Annotated in this window: 11 protein-coding genes; 3 read left to right on the forward strand and 8 right to left on the reverse strand. The window is 45.2% G+C overall.

The genetic code is table 11. The features are described 5' to 3' along the window. Positions 1-371: 371 nt before the first annotated feature. From L9Q39_RS19755 to L9Q39_RS19775, 5 genes are all read right to left on the reverse strand, one after another. On the reverse strand, positions 372-863 hold the full coding sequence (locus L9Q39_RS19755; RefSeq protein WP_237486926.1) for an Lrp/AsnC family transcriptional regulator: 492 nt from the start codon (positions 861-863) through the stop codon (positions 372-374). Positions 864-972: 109 nt separating this feature from the next. After that, the gene (locus L9Q39_RS19760; protein ID WP_237486927.1) at positions 973-1,203 is read right to left on the reverse strand and encodes a hypothetical protein; all 231 of its coding nucleotides are present in this window, start codon (positions 1,201-1,203) and stop codon (positions 973-975) included. A gap of 303 nt (positions 1,204-1,506) precedes the next feature. Further along, a complete protein-coding gene (locus L9Q39_RS19765; RefSeq protein ID WP_237486928.1) occupies positions 1,507-4,566 on the reverse strand; it encodes an efflux RND transporter permease subunit in 3,060 nt (1,019 codons plus the stop codon). A 1-nt stretch (position 4,567) separates the two neighbouring features. Then, on the reverse strand, positions 4,568-5,623 hold the full coding sequence (locus L9Q39_RS19770) for an efflux RND transporter periplasmic adaptor subunit (protein ID WP_237486929.1): 1,056 nt from the start codon (positions 5,621-5,623) through the stop codon (positions 4,568-4,570). Continuing rightward, the gene (locus tag L9Q39_RS19775) at positions 5,623-6,702 is read right to left on the reverse strand and encodes an efflux RND transporter periplasmic adaptor subunit (RefSeq protein ID WP_237486930.1); all 1,080 of its coding nucleotides are present in this window, start codon (positions 6,700-6,702) and stop codon (positions 5,623-5,625) included. Before L9Q39_RS19775 ends, L9Q39_RS19770 begins: the two co-directional genes overlap by 1 nt. 461 nt (positions 6,703-7,163) lie before the next feature. On the opposite strand from L9Q39_RS19775, the gene L9Q39_RS19780 reads away from it, so the two are divergent. After that, a complete protein-coding gene (locus L9Q39_RS19780) occupies positions 7,164-7,889 on the forward strand; it encodes a TetR/AcrR family transcriptional regulator (protein ID WP_237486931.1) in 726 nt (241 codons plus the stop codon). Positions 7,890-8,045: 156 nt separating this feature from the next. Here the strand turns inward: L9Q39_RS19780 and putP are convergent, their stop codons facing one another. From putP to putA, 3 genes are all read right to left on the reverse strand, one after another. Further along, entirely contained in the window at positions 8,046-9,536 is a 1,491-nt protein-coding gene (gene putP, locus L9Q39_RS19785) for a sodium/proline symporter PutP (RefSeq protein ID WP_237487095.1), read from the reverse strand. Positions 9,537-9,774: 238 nt separating this feature from the next. After that, positions 9,775-10,530, reverse strand: coding sequence for a hypothetical protein (locus L9Q39_RS19790; RefSeq protein WP_237486932.1), 756 nt, complete (start codon positions 10,528-10,530; stop codon positions 9,775-9,777). A 28-nt stretch (positions 10,531-10,558) separates the two neighbouring features. Beyond that, a complete protein-coding gene (gene putA / locus L9Q39_RS19795) occupies positions 10,559-13,672 on the reverse strand; it encodes a bifunctional proline dehydrogenase/L-glutamate gamma-semialdehyde dehydrogenase PutA (protein WP_237486933.1) in 3,114 nt (1,037 codons plus the stop codon). A gap of 462 nt (positions 13,673-14,134) precedes the next feature. Here putA and L9Q39_RS19800 point away from each other — a divergent pair, with 462 nt between their 5' ends. Together L9Q39_RS19800 and L9Q39_RS19805 are read left to right on the forward strand one after the other, a co-directional pair. Then, the gene (locus L9Q39_RS19800) at positions 14,135-15,868 is read left to right on the forward strand and encodes an autotransporter outer membrane beta-barrel domain-containing protein (RefSeq protein WP_237486935.1); all 1,734 of its coding nucleotides are present in this window, start codon (positions 14,135-14,137) and stop codon (positions 15,866-15,868) included. A gap of 357 nt (positions 15,869-16,225) precedes the next feature. Next, a complete protein-coding gene (locus L9Q39_RS19805; RefSeq protein ID WP_237487097.1) occupies positions 16,226-17,530 on the forward strand; it encodes an MATE family efflux transporter in 1,305 nt (434 codons plus the stop codon). Positions 17,531-17,683 lie beyond the last annotated feature (153 nt).

Raw genomic sequence — 17,683 nt, forward strand, 5'->3', positions numbered from 1 at the left:
AAAACTCGATCCATTGACTATTTAATTGGCTTTAAGCTATTGAAATAGTATAGGGAGGGAAGTTCGGTTTTCTAATTTAGATTTAAACTAAATATCAGACAATTAGCCGGAGTGAGAACTCGATGAAGAATTAAATTAAACCAGTCTCAAAAACGCTATCCAGTCGCACAATAGGGACGTCTCAAGAATGATATTTTCAGCAGTTTGATTGGACAAAAAAGTCTGTATGACAAAAGTAACGATGACGGATATATACCTGAGTATTGCAGATAAAACTCAATGAAGTGTTACAAGGGGATGATACGGCGAGAGTGCCCACTCTCAGCAGGCAAACATTGGGCTAAACGATAGAAGGAACGTGCAATATAGACTCAAATATCCAGAATATCGAGTATCTCTGGATTCACACCAAAGCCGGTTTTATGTTCTTCGATGACTACTTCACTGCGGGTTTGAATCACGCCAGGCAAGGTGCCCAACTTAGTCGCCATAAAAGATTGATACGATTTCATATCTTTGGTTCGCACTTTAATCATGGTATCGAAATCGCCAGACAGAGAATAACACTCTTCGATTTCCGGCATAAGTTCTACCGCTTTGGCAAACTTTTCAAAGATGGAGAAACTGCTTTGATCTAAGCGGATATGGATAAAGACTTGGACATCCAGTCCCAATTTTTCAGGATTCAGCTCAGCATGATAACCAAGAATGAGTCCCTCTTTTTCCAGACGCTTCACTCGGTCTGAACAAGGGGACGTCGTGAGGTTCACCAGTTTGGCTAATTCGACGATCGGAATGCGCCCCTTGTAGCTGAGAATACGCAGAATTTCTCGATCTATCTTATCTAATGCAAATTGAGCCATGATTTTACCACTTACACTGTTCTTCCTTGACGGCAAGCCACTAATGTAAGAAAACGCGCGTCGTTTTACAACTGATAACCCAAAAACGGCTACCGCTTGAGCTCAATGTTTAGGCGGGAGAAGCCTGCTGTCCAATATTGGTTGCAACCGATTGATTTTGCTTATTACAAACTCGGCAATAAAGTTGACGCTCAAGTTTGTAATAACCACTACCACTCAATAGCTGAGACACTATTTGCTGGAAACTTTGCAGGGTTGAATCTGAATGATTAACTGTGCGGCGCATAATCGCTTTATGAGCTGTGTCTTTCTGACAAGCTTGGCAGTGATGAACTGGCATCTATAAATCCCTCAAAAAAGTACAATCCGTATTGTGTAAAAACTTTAGCTACAAACAAAATCATCAATAACCAAAGTGTGCGAGCAGTTCCAAAAACAGTTGGAGATGAAATCAACGTTTAATTAACATTTGTTTTTCTGCTTCGAGTTGGACAAATACTATACAGAACAGTCCCCTGCTAGTCTGCTGTTCAAGGTCAAACAGTGTCAATTTTGTGACAACTATCGAAACCTCCGACCAGTGAAAGCGCCAAAAACAGTCAAGCCCGCAAAATACGGGCTTGAATCATAAAGTGTCTCAGGTCTATCGGGTCGGTTTAATGTTAAAAAATATCGTAAACAATACCGGCACAACGACAAGGGTTAATACCGTTGCAAATCCCAATCCCGCCATAATAGTCACCGCCAGTGAACCAAAGAAGGCATCAAAAACCAGTGGAATCATACCAAGAATCGTAGTGAGTGCCGCCATACTTACGGGTCTTACCCTACTGATCGCGCTGTCAAGAATGGCTTGATACTGATCTTTGCCCGAATCCAACTCAAGGTTGATCTGATCCATCAACACAATGCCATTTTTCAAAATCATCCCGCTGAGACTCAATAAGCCGAGTAACGCAGTAAAACTAAATGGCATATTGGAAGCCAGTAAACCAAACGCAACACCAATGATAGACAGGGGAACCGTCAACCAAATCACTAGCGGCTTCTTAAATGAGTTAAACAGCAGCATGGTGATGATAAACATCAACAGGTAACCCATAGGTAATGACTTAAACATGGACTCTTGAGCGTCTTTAGACGACTCGTACTCACCACCCCATTCAATCGAGTAACCTTGCGGCAGAGGCAGAGCTTCTACTTGGGGTCTCACACGGGCAAATAAACTGGCTGCCGTTTCGTTACCAAGTACATCATGATCCGCCAAAATAGTCAGTGTACGCTTCCTATCTCGACGCTGAATAATCGGCTCTTGCCACTCAAGATCAATCGCATCCACTACCTGCTCAACCGGGACATAGGTTTGCAACATTGGGCTCCAAATAGAGATATTTTGCAGCGATGCATAATCGACACGCTCGGTCTCAGTGAGACGAGTGACGATAGGCAGCATCTGTGTACCATCGCGGAACACACCAATGGTGTTGCCGCCAAAAGCAAGTTGCAAGGTGTTCGACAGATCTTGTTTCGAGATACCTAAACGACGTGCTTTTGATTCATTGAACTGTGGCACTAATGTTTTGGTACGCTCACGCCAATCATGACGAACATTACGCGCTCCCTCATCAGCCAACAAAACATCTTCCACCTGCACGGCGATATTGCGCAACACTTGAGGGTCGGGACCAATAATCCGAGCTTCGATCTTTGACGCTGGCGATGGACCAAACTCCATTAAACGAAACTGAAACGTCGGCGCAGTGAACTCAACCGGTAGACTGCTATCGAGCTTATTAAGCAACTCAAACATGTTATCGCGACTGGTTGTTCGTACCTGCAACTGAGCATAAGCCTCATAGCTTTTCTCCGGTTGATAGGTCAACATAAAGCGCTGCATACCTTGCCCAACCGTGGTTGAAACAAAGTCCACATTCTCTTGGTTGCGGATAAACTGCTCCACTTGCTCAGTTTGCTTAATGGTAGTGCGGATATCGGTACCTTCCGGCATCCAAACGTCGACATAGAACATCGGCGTATTAGATGGCGGGAAGAAAGACTGCTTCACTAAACCAAACGCCATCACCGCTGATACCAGAAGACCCACCATCGCAGCGACCGTTAGCCATCTAAAGCGCATTGCAAGCTGAAGAAGCTTACCAAACACCACAAATAACAAGCCTTTATACGGATCTTCGTCCGCTTGCTGCTCAGCATTTTTCTCACCATCTTTGAGTAATAAGTCGGCAAGGAATGGAGTCAGTGTCAGTGCGGTGACCCAACTTAAAAACAAGGAATAGCACAGTACCCAGAACAGTGAACCCATAAACTCACCGGTTGCATCCTGAGACAAACCGATGGGCGCAAACGCGGTAATCGCAATCACCGTTGCCCCTAATAATGGCCACTGAGTCTGCTTAGCAATCGCCATGGATGCTTGCAACTTGGTTTTGCCTTGTTTCAGCCCGACCACGATACCTTCAACGATCACGATGGCATTATCAACCAACATACCAAGGGCAATAATCAGTGCGCCAAGTGAGATGCGGTGTAGCTCGATACCATTGATATTCATCAAAATGAAAGTACCGAATACCGTCAACAGTAATACTGAACCAATGATGATGCCGCTGCGCATACCCATGGCAAACAGTAGGACCACAATGACAATACCTACGGCTTGTGCAAGACTAACGACAAAGTCTTTGACCGACTTATCCACTTCCGCAGATTGATTGTAGAAATAGTCCAGATTGATACCGGCAGGCTTAATGCTTTCCAACTCTGAAAGCTGGGCATCAATTGCCTGACCCACCTCAACAACGTTAACGCCAGAAGTAAAGGAGACAGCAAGGTTAATGGCTTGCTTACCGTTGTAGGTAATCACGTTACCCGGTTTTTCTTGTACTCCTTTAGAGATCTGTGCGACATCTTTAAGGCGGATAAGATTACCGGTATCCCGACCATGAATGATTAGATTTTCTAATGATTCTACCGAGTCTAAATTGCCATTCGGTCGAATCGTCAGGCTCTCACCATTGATCATCAATTCACCGGAAGACTGGACACTGTTTTGCTGATTCAGTAGCCCAACCACTGTGTTCATATCAAGATTCAGAGCAGACAATCGCGCTAGCGAAAGCTCGACAAACAACATCTCTTGCTGCGCACCCGCAATGGAGACTTTGCCCACACCCTCAACCAATTCGAGTTCTCGGCTGAGGTAATCGGCATAGCGCTTCAGCTCCACATAATCATAACCATCACCGGTAAGCATCAGCATGATGCCGAAAACATCACCAAAGTCATCGATGATCTGTACCGAGTTAACCCCCGATGGCAGCGTTGGAGTCAAATCATTGATCTTACGACGCATCTCATCCCAAATCTGTGGCAGCTCGTCAGGACCGTAGTCCATCTTCATACTGACTGTAATCTGTGACAGACCGTTTGAAGAGGTCGAGGTAATCTTATCGATATAGGGCAGTTTACGGATCTCTTTTTCCAGAGGATAGGTCAGCTCTTCCTCGACCTCTGTTGAGGTCGCGCCGGGATAGGTCGACACCACCATGGCATCTTTGATGGTAAAAGCGGGGTCTTCTAGACGGCCTAAATCCAAAAATGATTGAATACCACCTAAAGTAAGAATCACCACGAACAGCCAGCTGATAACGCGGTTTTTAATTGAATATTCGGTTAAGCTCATACTAGTTATTTCCCTTCAGGGCTACGGCTTGCCCATCTCTGAGCTTTCTTAAATTAGAATGAATCAACACATCACCTTGCGCGACGCCTGCATCAACAATGACGCCATTGCTGTTCACTTGATCAACATGCACCATGACCTTTTTAGCCATACCATCTTGGTGCTTCCAAATGTAAAACTCCCCGGCTTTACTGCCCGCCTGTAATGCAGTCATTGGCAATTGATAGCCCTGTAGGGTCGACAACCCTGCGGCGACCATATCAACCTTAATCGACACACTGGTTCCCGGTAAGATTTTGCGGTCAGGTTGCGGCATTTCTAGCCACAACTCATAGGTCTGTGATTGACTATCAGGCTCGCTAGAGTGTTCGAGATAACGCATAACAAAGGGCTGTTCAACGCCAGAAAAGTACGCCTTTGGTAGATAACTGGATTCGCGATTACTGGGTGTTAACGACGCCAAAATATGATCCGAAAGCGAGATCTGCACATACACCTTGTCATCTTGATAGATAGACACCACAGGCTCTCCTGGGCTTACGTTCTCGAAGCGCTCTTTTTGTACATCGCCAATCACCCCATCAAAAGGCGCACGTAAGCTGGCATATTCAATTTGATGAGAAATATTTCGCAATTGAGCACTCGCCAGCTCTTTGCTTGAGGTGAGTTCATCCAGTTCAGAGCTAGAGACCATTTCACGCTTATAAAGCTCCGTACCACGACGAAGCTGCTTGGTGGCAAGTTCATATTGAGCCTGAGCATCGGCATATTGCTGTTGCAGTTTTTCATCAACCAACTTGGCGACAACCTGACCCTTGTTAACCGATTGACCCGGTTTAACCACTAGGTGAGAAATTTCGCCTTGGATACGAAAAGAAAGTTCAGTCTGCTCAGCCGTCACCACCTGACCACGAAATTCACGATATTGACTTTCTATTGGCGGCTGAACCTGCAAAGCTTCAACCTGAAATGGCGGCAGTTCACGCATGGTGGTTTCTGAGAAACAGCCTTGCAGCAGCATAGCGGTCATGGAAAGAGTTAACAGTGACTTTTTCATTAGATGCCACCCTCACGAGTCCATAACTTAACGCGCTGACCTTCCACTAGATTGTTAGCGCCAGCGACCACAATTTGATCGCCACTGTTTAGACCAGCGACCACTTCGCCGTTCTCGTTTAGAGTGACCTCAATTTGATGCACTTGACTGTTTTCAGCATCAAAGCGCCAAACTAATGCCTGAGCCTGCTGCTGATTGATCCATGCGCCTTGCGGTAAAGCAAAATTATATGAACGAGATTCGGATTCGATATGCACCTGCCCCGACATTCCCGCCAAAATATTAATGTTGGTCGGTTTATTGATGGTGACCGACACTTGATAGCTGTTGGTGTCTAAATCCGGTTGCAACGCAATTTCTTTAAACTTGGCTTCAATCGGTTGCTTGCGATGACTGTCCAGAGTGACAAAAAAGTGCTGCTTGTTGAGTTGATCCAATGTCATTGACTTCACAACAGGGACAGGAATCGAAAAGGTCACATCCAAGTCTTGGCTGCTAATCAGATTAAGGATCGGCTGTTTCGCCGTGACCACTTCAAAGGATTTTTGATAAGTCATTGAGACGGTACCGTCGAATGGAGCAATAATCTGGGTATAGCCAAGATCAGACTCCGCTTGATGCAGAGAGGCAGTAGCGGCTTTATACTGGGTTTCACGACGGTCGAACTCATCAGCACTGATCAGTTTTTGATCAAACAATCGCTTAGCACGCTCAAATTGTGATTTAGCAAGATTGAACTCCGCCTGACGAGCATCCAGCGCCACTTGATAATCCGTTGGGTCAAGTGTTGCCAGCACTTCGCCAGCTTGCACCGTTTCACCCATTTTCACATCAACCGCAGAAATCTGCCCAGCTACCTGAAAAGACAGTTGCGCACGATCTGTCGCATCTACCTGCGCCAGATAACTATTCACTGGAGCGAACGTCAGCTCTGGCACTTGAACCACTTTAACTGGCTTGATGACTAACTCGGTCACCTCTGATTGAGCTTTGTTGCATCCTGATAAGGCGATGGTGCTGAGTAGTGGTAGTAACACTAGCAGACCATTGCGGATTCGACTTTGATAGGTCGTATTCATCGACAGTAATCCCAAAAATTATACTTTACAGTTGTGCAGTATAATTATAATTTATATTTCCTCAATAGATATTGCACACTTGTACAATATATTTTTTTACATATACGCTTCACCTTTAGTTATAAAGAGATGAGTGTCGTGATAAAAAACCACTATGTATTGATCGAGTCGGGGCAATATACCCAAGTCACCTCAAGATGCGAGGGTCAGAGGTAACTTGGGTATATAAGCACTAAAAGTGTGAAAAACCGCCCAATAAAGAGAGATTCGATTCCTTTTTTGGCGATAAGCCCATAAATTGAATAGAATGCCCAACGCAGCTTATTGGTAACATCAAGAGGTTTGGTCATTTCAAGGAGTCGAAAAACAATTTCGCCAATCATGCCACTGCGATGATTTCGCTAGACATCAGGTCAACTCACTCTCGCTCAATGACAGGGTGCAAACTAAAAAGGTAACGTGTGGAAAAACGCAAAGGTCGCCGCAGTGCAACTGCAGCAGAAGAGACAAAAATTCTGATATTAACCGCCGCCGCGGATATGTTCTGTGAATTAGGCTTCGAACGAGTCACGATTCGCAACATCAGTGAGCGAGCAGGTGTGTCTCATAGCCTTATCCGCCATCACTTTGGCAGCAAAGAGCAGATCTGGTATAGCGTCAGCGATCACCTGCATGCCTATATGCAAAAGTATATGCTGCATATGTTAGGGCAACTCCCTGAAGGCACCCCTGCCAACGTCAAACTGTACCGATTTGCAGTCGAAATGTTAGCGCAACTGATCGTACTCCGTCAGCCGATCCAATTAATGGTGGACGCGATGCGCCAAGAGAATAAATTTTTAGATTATTTCATTGATAGCAAAGGTGAAATAGAGAGTATCGTGCAGAACTTGGTTGATAGTTACAATCAAGCCCAACCGAACAATCCATTTGTTATGCATGAACTTAAGTGGCAAACCATGCTGTACGCGCATGGTGCAACCTCGATGGTGCCGCTACTTAAAGAGACCCTTGCATTAGAAACGGATCAAAACCTCGACCAAGCCTTGGTGCGTCATTGGCAGTTATTTGAGCAACAGATAGCCATGAAAATGTCAATCCAATCTGAGCAAAGATTGCCGACTCCGAACAGACTTGAGGATTTGGTGCATAACGTTCCCTGTGGTTGGGAAGAGATCCCAAGCTAAACTCATCGCTCCCGCGTTACCCTTACTGTATTTAAGCTCTTTCGCTATTAGTAATATTTAAATCGGTAAGTTGGGTTTAGTGAAAATTAATAACTGGCAAAAACAAAAAAAGGACCATATTTGGTCCTTTTCAATATCAATCAACGACTCATCACGTTAATCTAATTCAGCTAAGTTCTTGGTGAAAGTGCCGTACTGAGCAGTCACCTTATTATCGGCCCCACCCGTGATTAAGCTCACCGCAACAATCGCTATCGTCGATAGAATAAAACCCGGTACAATCTCATAAACATCAAAGATACCGCCACTCAGTTGTTTCCACACCACGATGGTGACGCCACCAAGCAAAATACCCGCAATCGCGCCATTTCGGTTCATGTTTGACCAATATAGGCTAAGCAATACCGCTGGACCAAATGCAGCACCGAAACCAGCCCAAGCATAAGACACAAGACCCAAAACCGAACTATCTGGCGTCATCGCTAATGCCAGCGCCACGATTGAAATCGCGATCACGCCTAAACGACCCACCATCACAACTTGCTTTGAAGTCGCATCTTTGTTGATAATTTGCTTATAAAAATCTTCCGCCAGTGCCGATGAAGACACTAAGAGTTGAGAGTCAGCGGTACTCATGATCGCCGCCAAAATCGCCGCAAGTAAGATACCTGCAATCACTGGATGGAACATGGCATTGACCAGAAGCATAAACACTTTCTCGCCGTCAACCGCCACATCGCCACCGGTATTAGTGATATAGATCAGCCCCACAACGCCCACTAACATAGCGCCAAACATCGACAAACCAGTCCAAACTACCGCGATACGTCTTGCGGTCGTCAGATCTTTGTTGCTGCGCGCTGCCTTAAATCTCGCCAAAATATGCGGCTGACCAAAATAGCCCAAGCCCCAAGCCACCAATGAGATAATCGCCACCGCCGTTAACGGCTGCCCTTTGGCATCACGGAACAGAGTCAGCAGTTCAGGATTAATCGCTCGCATGTCTTGAGTCAGTTGATCAAACCCACCTTGCATAGCAGCAATAGGGACAATCAGCAACGCGGCGGCCATCAATAGACCTTGTACCAAGTCGGTCCAAGAAACCGCTAGAAATCCACCAAATAAGGTATAGGAGACCACACAAATGGTGCCAACAATCACTGCCGTCGAATAGTCCAGACCGAAAACCGTCTCAAACAATTTGCCGCCCGCGACCAGACCTGAACTGGTATAGAAAAGGAAAAACAGCAGAATAAAGAAGGCTGAGATCACCTGAATCATGTTTGAATTGTCGTTGAAACGACGAGAAAGGTACTCAGGTAGGGTCAACGAGTCGGTAGTGATACTGTAAGTTCTTAGACGCTTAGCACACAGCAACCAGTTAAGCCAAGTGCCGAGCAGTAGACCACCCGCAAGCCATAAAGCCTCAATGCCTGCTGCATAAGCATAGCCCGGTAATCCTAGCAGTAACCAACCACTCATATCCGATGCACCCGCAGAAAGTGCCGCAGGCCAAGGTCCAAGTGAACGCCCACCTAAAAAATAATCGCTAGAACTTAACGTGCGTTTATAGGCATAGATACCGATAGCCAACATCATCACTAAATAGGCGATAAATGTGGTGGTAATAGCAAAGCTATTTTCAATCATTATTACTTCCTTAATATAAAAAACCTATGACGTCATCCAAAGTCATAGTATGGCTCAATGTCTAAAGTAGCGTCATTTAACACTCCGCTACTCGCAACAAAAAAAAACAGTATTCGCAACCGAGGCTTATGCGCCAAAAATAGTTTATTAACCAATAACGAGTTTATCGGGCGAAATTATCGACGTTTAATACAGAGGACTGAATGGCAAAAGGGCGACAAAAAAGGTGTCCCATTTAGTTTCCACTCTGTAATAAACTGGCGTTACCTCCCACAGCGGCAAGATTAATGGTGCGTGTTTTTTCCACCATAAACTGTAACGCTAAATGAGGGCTGTAGGCGCTGGGTATGTTGTCTAGATCGGTCTCAGCGACCAAACTGATAATCGGTCCCTCAAGCAGTGACAACTGCCTATTAAGTTGCCAACACGCCGATTGACTCCCCACAAACCCCACCACCGACGCTTGCGCCAATTGCTGGTTAGAGAGTTGCGCTGTAGGTAACGTAGCAACAATCGGTAACGCAGAAATAGGTAACGCAGAAACAAGCGGTTGTGCTAAACAATACCACTGGTTGATGGACTCCACCACAGAGCAAAGTGCTTGGTCATTAATGACAAACAACACACTATTACCCGCGGTTAAAGCCGCACTTAACATCGCCAAGGCCGCGGCTTCGAGTTGTTGCTGTTTATGCTCATCAAGTGACATGTCACATTGTTCGCTATCAACAAGCAACACCACCAAGCCTTTGGGGACAAAATACAATTCATTGCTTTCTCCCGTTGGACCATCGAGTGGCTGCGAATCGGAGATCAGACTCGCCGTACAACGTGCCTGATATTGGATGAGGCGCGATTGTAAGTTATCTTCTTTGTGAATACTATCTTTGCGCATACGACTGGCAAGCGAAAGTAAACACTCACATCGTTTCAAAACATGACAAGATCGCCAACGATTGGCAAGTTGAGAAAAATCCAATGCTTCTTTCATTATCATCTACCTCATCTATCATTATCATCTACCTCATCGACACACTAGGTCGGGTAAATCGGTAAAGATAATTGGGACCTCCCGCCTTAGGTCCTGTGCCCGATAAACCCATGCCGCCAAACGGCTGAACCCCCACTACCGCCCCCACTTGATCGCGATTGATATAGCAATTACCGACTCTAGCTTTACGTTCAATCCAGCGATAAGTGGTCTCATTGCGACTATGAATACCCAAGGTCAACCCAAAGCCCAATTGATTGACTCGCTCAATGACGGACTCTAAATCCGCTGCTTTAAAACGCAAAAGATGTAATATTGGCCCAAACTGCTCCTCGGTTAACTGATTTAAATCATTGATTTCCAATAATGTTGGTGCAATAAAATGACCTTGCTGATGCCAATCCAATAACGGACATTGGTAAATCAACGTCGCATCAATGCGCATTTTTTCAATATGTTGTTCCAATTTTGTTTTAGCGGTCTGGTCGATCACAGGTCCAACATCCGTTGAGGCTAAATACGGCAAACCCAGATTTAGTTGCGCCATCGCGCCTTTGATCTGCTCAATCACTTCATCGGCGATATCTTGTTGGATCAAGAGTACGCGCAAAGCCGAACACCTCTGCCCTGCGCTGGCAAATGCCGAGCGAATCACATCTTTAACCAGTTGCTCGGGTTGTGCGGTAGAGTCGGCAATCATCACATTTTGTCCGCCAGTTTCCGCGATAAAAGGAACGGGGGAAACCGATCTTTGCGCTAACGTTTGGGCAATGATTTTTGCTGTCTGAGTTGATCCGGTAAATGCAACGCCCGCGATACTTGGGTGAGTGGTGAGAGCATGACCAATATCGACTCCTCCAAGCACTAACTGAATCACGCCACTAGGAATCCCACAAGAGAGCAATAGTTGTATGGCTTTCGTGGCGATCAATGAGGTCTGCTGTGCAGGCTTGGCAACCACACAATTACCCGCCACCAGCGCCCCCGCAATCTGACCAATAAAGATCGCTAAAGGGAAATTCCAAGGACTAATACAAGCCCATACACCGGAGCCTTGATAGGTCACTTCCATTGTTTGCATTTGCCAATCTGGTCCCGCCTGTTTCCCTAGCTTTTCACTTTGCAGCGCATAGTAGCGACAAAAATCGATCGCTTCTCTGACTTCATCAATACTATCTTGAACTGTCTTGCCTGCTTCGTGATGGCACAGGGCAGCAAATAGTGGCATTTTCTGCTCTAGCTTGTCGGCAAATTGGGTTAAGTATTGCGCTCGTTCAGCAGGTTGTAATTGTGACCAAGCAACAAAGTTGTCGCTGGCGACTTTGATAGCTTCGGAAACATGATCAAGGGAACTTGGATACTGAATACCAATCTTAAGCTCGGTTTGATAAGGCGCAAATACCGCGTTTTCAACCCTGTATTCATCGTCCATCTTTGCTTGTCCATTAATCAAACTAAAGCCATACCACTCTCCGGGCTTGTAAGTATTCACTTCTTCAATAAACCCGACAACCTCGGAGGCGACATTGAGGTTAATGCCTGTTGAGTTACTTCGATTGAGATAAATATCTTTAGGGAGCGGCGTGATCGGATTGTGCCATGGGTCGATAGCATTAAGTTGATCCACCGGATGACGAACTAGGGACTCAATCGCACACTGCTTGTCCATTACTTGATGCACAAAACTGCTGTTGGCTCCATTTTCGAGTAAACGGCGCACCAAATATGGCAACAACTCTTTGTGCCGACCGACCGGCGCGTAAATACGCACTCTCTGTTTAGATTGAACGCCAAGATGGTGATAGAGCGCCTCGCCCATGCCATGCAAGCGTTGAAACTCAAATTCATTATGGGTCGCCATAACACTCAAGGCACTGATCGTATGGGCATTATGCGTGGCGAACTGAGGGTAAAGTGCGCCTTGCACCACATCACTAAACAAAAAACGTGCACAAACCAAATAGGAAACATCGGTACTTTCTTTACGAGTAAACACGGGATAACCCCGATAACCGCCCTGTTGCGCCCACTTAATTTCGCTATCCCAATAAGCCCCCTTCACAAGTCGAACGGGAATCACGGTTTGCTGCTGTTTTGCCAACGCCGTCAACCAAGCTAAAACGGGCATCGCGCGTTTTGAATAAGCCTGAACGACAACACCAAATTTTCCCCACCCTTTACACACCGTATTTAGAAAAACTTTTTCAAACAGATCGAGGGAAATCTCTAGCCTATCGGCTTCTTCTGCATCAATGGTGACCGCGACATCATGTTGTCGCGCTTGTTCCACCAATGACAGCAAGCGTTGATACAACTCAGTAAGCACTTGATCACGATGAGTCGCTTCATATCTGGGGTGCAGCGCTGACAGTTTAATAGAGATAGACGGGGCAGAGAGCGCAGGATCGTTTTGTAGTGCTGCAATCTCTTCGATAGCAGAAGCGTAAGCCTTGAAATATCGCTGCGCATCTTGCTCGGTCAATGCCGCCTCACCAAGCATATCAAAGGAGTACGATTGCTTGTCAGTTATATTGCTTCGTGCTTTCTGTTTAGCTTGAGCGATGGTTTGTCCCAATACGAACTGCTGCCCCATCAGTTTCATCGCTTGTTGTACTGCTTGATAAACCACAGGTTTGCCTAATTTGGAGACCAATGCTTTCCAACTGTGTTCCGAGGCAAGGTTGCTTTTCTGCTGAGGTTGCAACACGCCTCCCGTTAACATCAACCCCCACGTTGCGGCATTCACTAACACTGAAGACGATTGACCCATATGCTGTTGCCAATTGGCGTGACACAACTTATCGGCAATGAATGCATGGGCGGTAGAAACGTCAGGAATACGCAACATCGCCTCAGCTAAACACATTAGAAGTATGCCCTCTTCAGTGTCTAAGCTGTATTCCAACAGCAAGGCATCCATCGCCTGCATCGCTTTTTTGTCGCTGCGTATCGTTTGGATCAGTGATTGAGAACGAGACAAAATGCTTTGCTGCTCATCATTGGTGGCGGTCGCCAATGGGATCAATTGGGCGAGCAGCTGGGCTTCATCCACCTGATACATTGTAAAGATGTTGGACTTAATCGTATTGAGAGGTTGTTGATAAAACCCATCGGTCATTGCCTGCTGTAGTCCTTGCCACATTAGTAACTCCTTTTAGTATCAAGTCGTTATATACAAGCGTACATAGCAAGTTTAGCCTGTAAACGAACATCCGGTATGTATCACTGCCAAACTCTGAACAGCCTGATGTACAGTCTTGGTATTGCGGATTAAAGTTCAATCTATTCGTCATACATAACGGTCAATTTATAACCAGTTAGATTTAGGAATTGTCGGACATATATACCTGACAAAGCTACAAAAAAATGTACATTTTTCAACCGGTTGTTTATGGGACACTCCACTGCCGTATATACCTGTTTTCTCTGTCTATTGTCCACCACAGCAATAATCATGAAGTGAGTCACAAAATCTATTCGTCAAAACAATGTCAGCGTGACGTCAATCATGATGTGATCATTTACCCCTCGTAACCAATCGAAATAATCATACAATTGATGTTATTGAATTTTGGGGTAGCCAATAAATAGGGAAAAATAGATTATGAAATTATCGAATTTGATGATTGCTTCATTAGGTGCAGTAGCACTTGTGGGGTGTGGTGATGGAACTAAGTCTTCGGATGAAGTAGTAACGCCTGATCCAGTAGTATATTCAGTTGAAGATACTTTATGGAATATCCAATCTGCCGGTTCAACAAGTGGTCTATCGACGACTGCTATTGCTGATATCGTTGCTTACCACTTTGATAGTGACAGCGATATGGTAAAAATTTACGAGACAAGTTACTACACTACTAGTAGCTACTCTATTGAAGGCGATGACTCTGATACCGATATCGGTGAAGTGACTTTCGACTACGAAGACCAAGAAGTAACGTGTGAATTCGATGCTGCAAACAACACCCTAACGTTAAGCAGCTGTACTACAGCAGAATTCGATGTGACTGGTGCAAATGGCTTAGACCCAGAAAGTGCTGAAGCAGAAGACCTCGTTGGTGATATTGAAGCAAAACCAGGCGAAGGTACTGACGGCAAATCGGTTCTGATTAAAGATACATCGACCGAAAACTCAGGTAAGATTCGCTACACACTTAGTGACGAACTTGCGCAGGGTAAACTGTCTTTCAACGTCCTATACAATACAGACGAAGACCAGACTTTCTATGCAACGCTATATGACAACACAACATCATCCTCGAATACTGCTGTTGATATTGGTCTGAAATCTAGTGGTGTTCAAATTCGTCAAGGCGGTAGTCTCACTTCAATTGATGGTAACTTTACGACAGGTGAGTGGGTAAATGTTGTTGTCACTTGGGACTCAAACACTTCTAAGTTTAACCTGACTGTTGGTAAACAAGAACTTGGTGAACTTGACTTCAATAACAGCGGTGCAAACGTTGCTGCCATCGAATTTAAGATTGGTACAAACGGCAATAAGACTGCTACAGATACGCCAGTTTATGTCGATGACTTCCACATTTATTCAGATATCGCAGGTACCGCTGTAGTACACGAAGACAACTTTGATGACTACGCAGAAGGCTATGTTTTCGGTACTGGCGAAACATATAGCGACAGTTCAGCAGAAGCAACAGCTAGCAGCGACCAAAACGCAACTGAAGATGACGGTTCTGAGCCAACAGACCCAGAGGGTGTAACTGACAACTTCGATTCTTACACAGTAGGCGCTCTAATCGAAGAGGCTAACTCTGCTTACTCGACAACAGCTAACAACTCTACAACCTTTGCAACTATCAGTGATGATTTTGCAAACAGTGCTAGCAACTCGCTGAGGTTGTCTGACGAAGATGGTTCTGCAAAACCTGTTGTTGCTCGTGCATTCTCAGCAGGCGCAGCAGATGCTGGCTCAGTGACAACTAGCGTATACATTCCAACTGAAGGCTATGACAGTGCAACATACCTATATCTAGGTAGTTCTGCATCAGCATCATCTGGTAATCGTTTTACTGAGGTTGTTTTCACTAGCAGCGCAATCAAGTTCAGAGATGCATCTGGTTCTCAAGTAGAGCTTGCTAGCTACTCTAAAGATACTTGGATTGATGTGACAATCTCATGGGACGGTGTAGATGCTGATGGCAAATACCCAATCACAGTAACAATTGATGACACTGTGTATACAGAAGCTAGTGGTGCTGCGATGTTTGCACAAGCAGCTGATGGCACTCCAACGCTAATGGCGTGGTATGTTGGTGACAACGGCTCAACGGCTACTTACTCATACTTTGACGATATCGATTCTGAATTGTTCTAAAATCGCTTCTCAAGGTAAATAATAAAAATGCCAGTCAGTTCATACTGACTGGCATTTTTTACCTCAATCGATTACTAGCAAAAATAACACTTCGCTACCCGACCTATCGTCATTTGTATTATAATCCACCACCAAATCAATACCCCAGTAACGCCAGTTACCCAAACCATTGATTTGTCATTCAACCCAAGCTCACTGCAACGCTTTCCATCCAGCCCATTAAGGCTGCTTTGTGTCTCTGGGTGATACCGCTATTTAATATTGCTGTCTAAATACTAAGGTTTTACCGTGCCTGCACAATCGTACATTAGAAAGAATCTCTCCCTCGCTTGGCCGTTGGCGTTGAATGCGCTGTTGATGCAATCGATGCTAATGATCGATACCTTATTGGTGTCACCGTTGGGAGAGATCCCATTGGCTTCGATGGGCATTGCTACCACTGTAGTGGCGTTTATTCTGGGTATTCAAATGGCGCTGGCAAACGGAACTCAATTAGTGCTGAGCCGCGCCGTCGGTTCGGGCAAAGCCGAGTCGGTTTCCAAAGCTTACTATGCGGGCATGATCATCAACTTGTCGGTCGCGGCACTGTTTTGGGTATTGCTGACGCTGTTTGAACAACCGCTGCTACTCGCTATTACCGATAATACTTCGCTACACAGCGAAATCAGTCATTACCTTGATATCTCAAAATATCTGGTGATCTATACGGCGATAACTCAGGTGATGACCGCGCTGTTTAACAGTTTAGGTCGCACTAAGGTTCCGTTTAAAGGCTATCTATTAGAAATGCCTTTTAACGCGGCGCTTTCTTATGCGTTAATTCACGGCGTCAACTTGTCATCGACATGGCACTTTGCGGGGATGGGCGTGCAAGGGGCGGCTTTGGGTAGCATCGCTGCTATTACCTTGCGCTTGCTATTTTTAAGTTGGTGCCTACGCAAAGATGAAACAGTGATTTTACAATGGCAATCGGATTGGTCAGCAATGCGTACCAATATCCGTTTGCACTTTATTGAAATATTCCCTGTCGCCGCCAATGTCACTATTCTTTCTATCGGTGCCACCATTTATCAGTTGCTCTATTCGCAACTTAATATCAATGCTTATGTTGCTATAACACTGGTTTGGCCGTGGTTTAGAGCGGGCACACAATTTATTACCGCATGGGCGCACTCTTCGGCAATCAGCATTAGCCAAGCTATCGGTTCTCGCAAGATGGATACTCTTGCTAAAGATATCGACACCAGCATTGATGTTGCAGTCGGTATTTCTATTGCTTGTTCTGTCGCATTTTTTGGATTGAGCTTAGTCATTGAAGACATTTACCCAGTTATGGACCCTGCGACATATCAAGCACTGGCGGTCATCGCTCCCCTTTATATCTTTACACCCATTATTCGCGGCTACAACACGGTTCACGGGCATGTGTTGAGAGCACTAGGCAAAACCACCGCGGTCTTCAAAATCAACTTTACTGGACAGTGGGTGATTTCTATCCCGCTTTGCGCATTAATTGTGTTGGTGTTTGATGGTTCGGTATTTTGGGCGTTTGCTATTCAGCCTTTTGAAGAGTTGGTCAAAGCCCTGCCATTTAGACAATTAGCCCGAAAAGCCGTCAAAGAGTTCAACCAAGAGAAAGCGGACAAATTGATGTACGATTGACCTTAAAGTCCGACAAATAAAACTATCAATAGCATGGCGCGTAACCAAACGATCAGCGTCATATTCCACAATAAAACCGAGATATTGGTCGCAATATCTCGGTTTTCTCATTTTGTTCTGTCATTTTTGTACTACAGCGAGATCTAGTTCAAA

The sequence above is a fragment of the Vibrio hippocampi genome (genome assembly GCF_921292975.1).
GTDB lineage: Bacteria > Pseudomonadota > Gammaproteobacteria > Enterobacterales > Vibrionaceae > Vibrio > Vibrio hippocampi.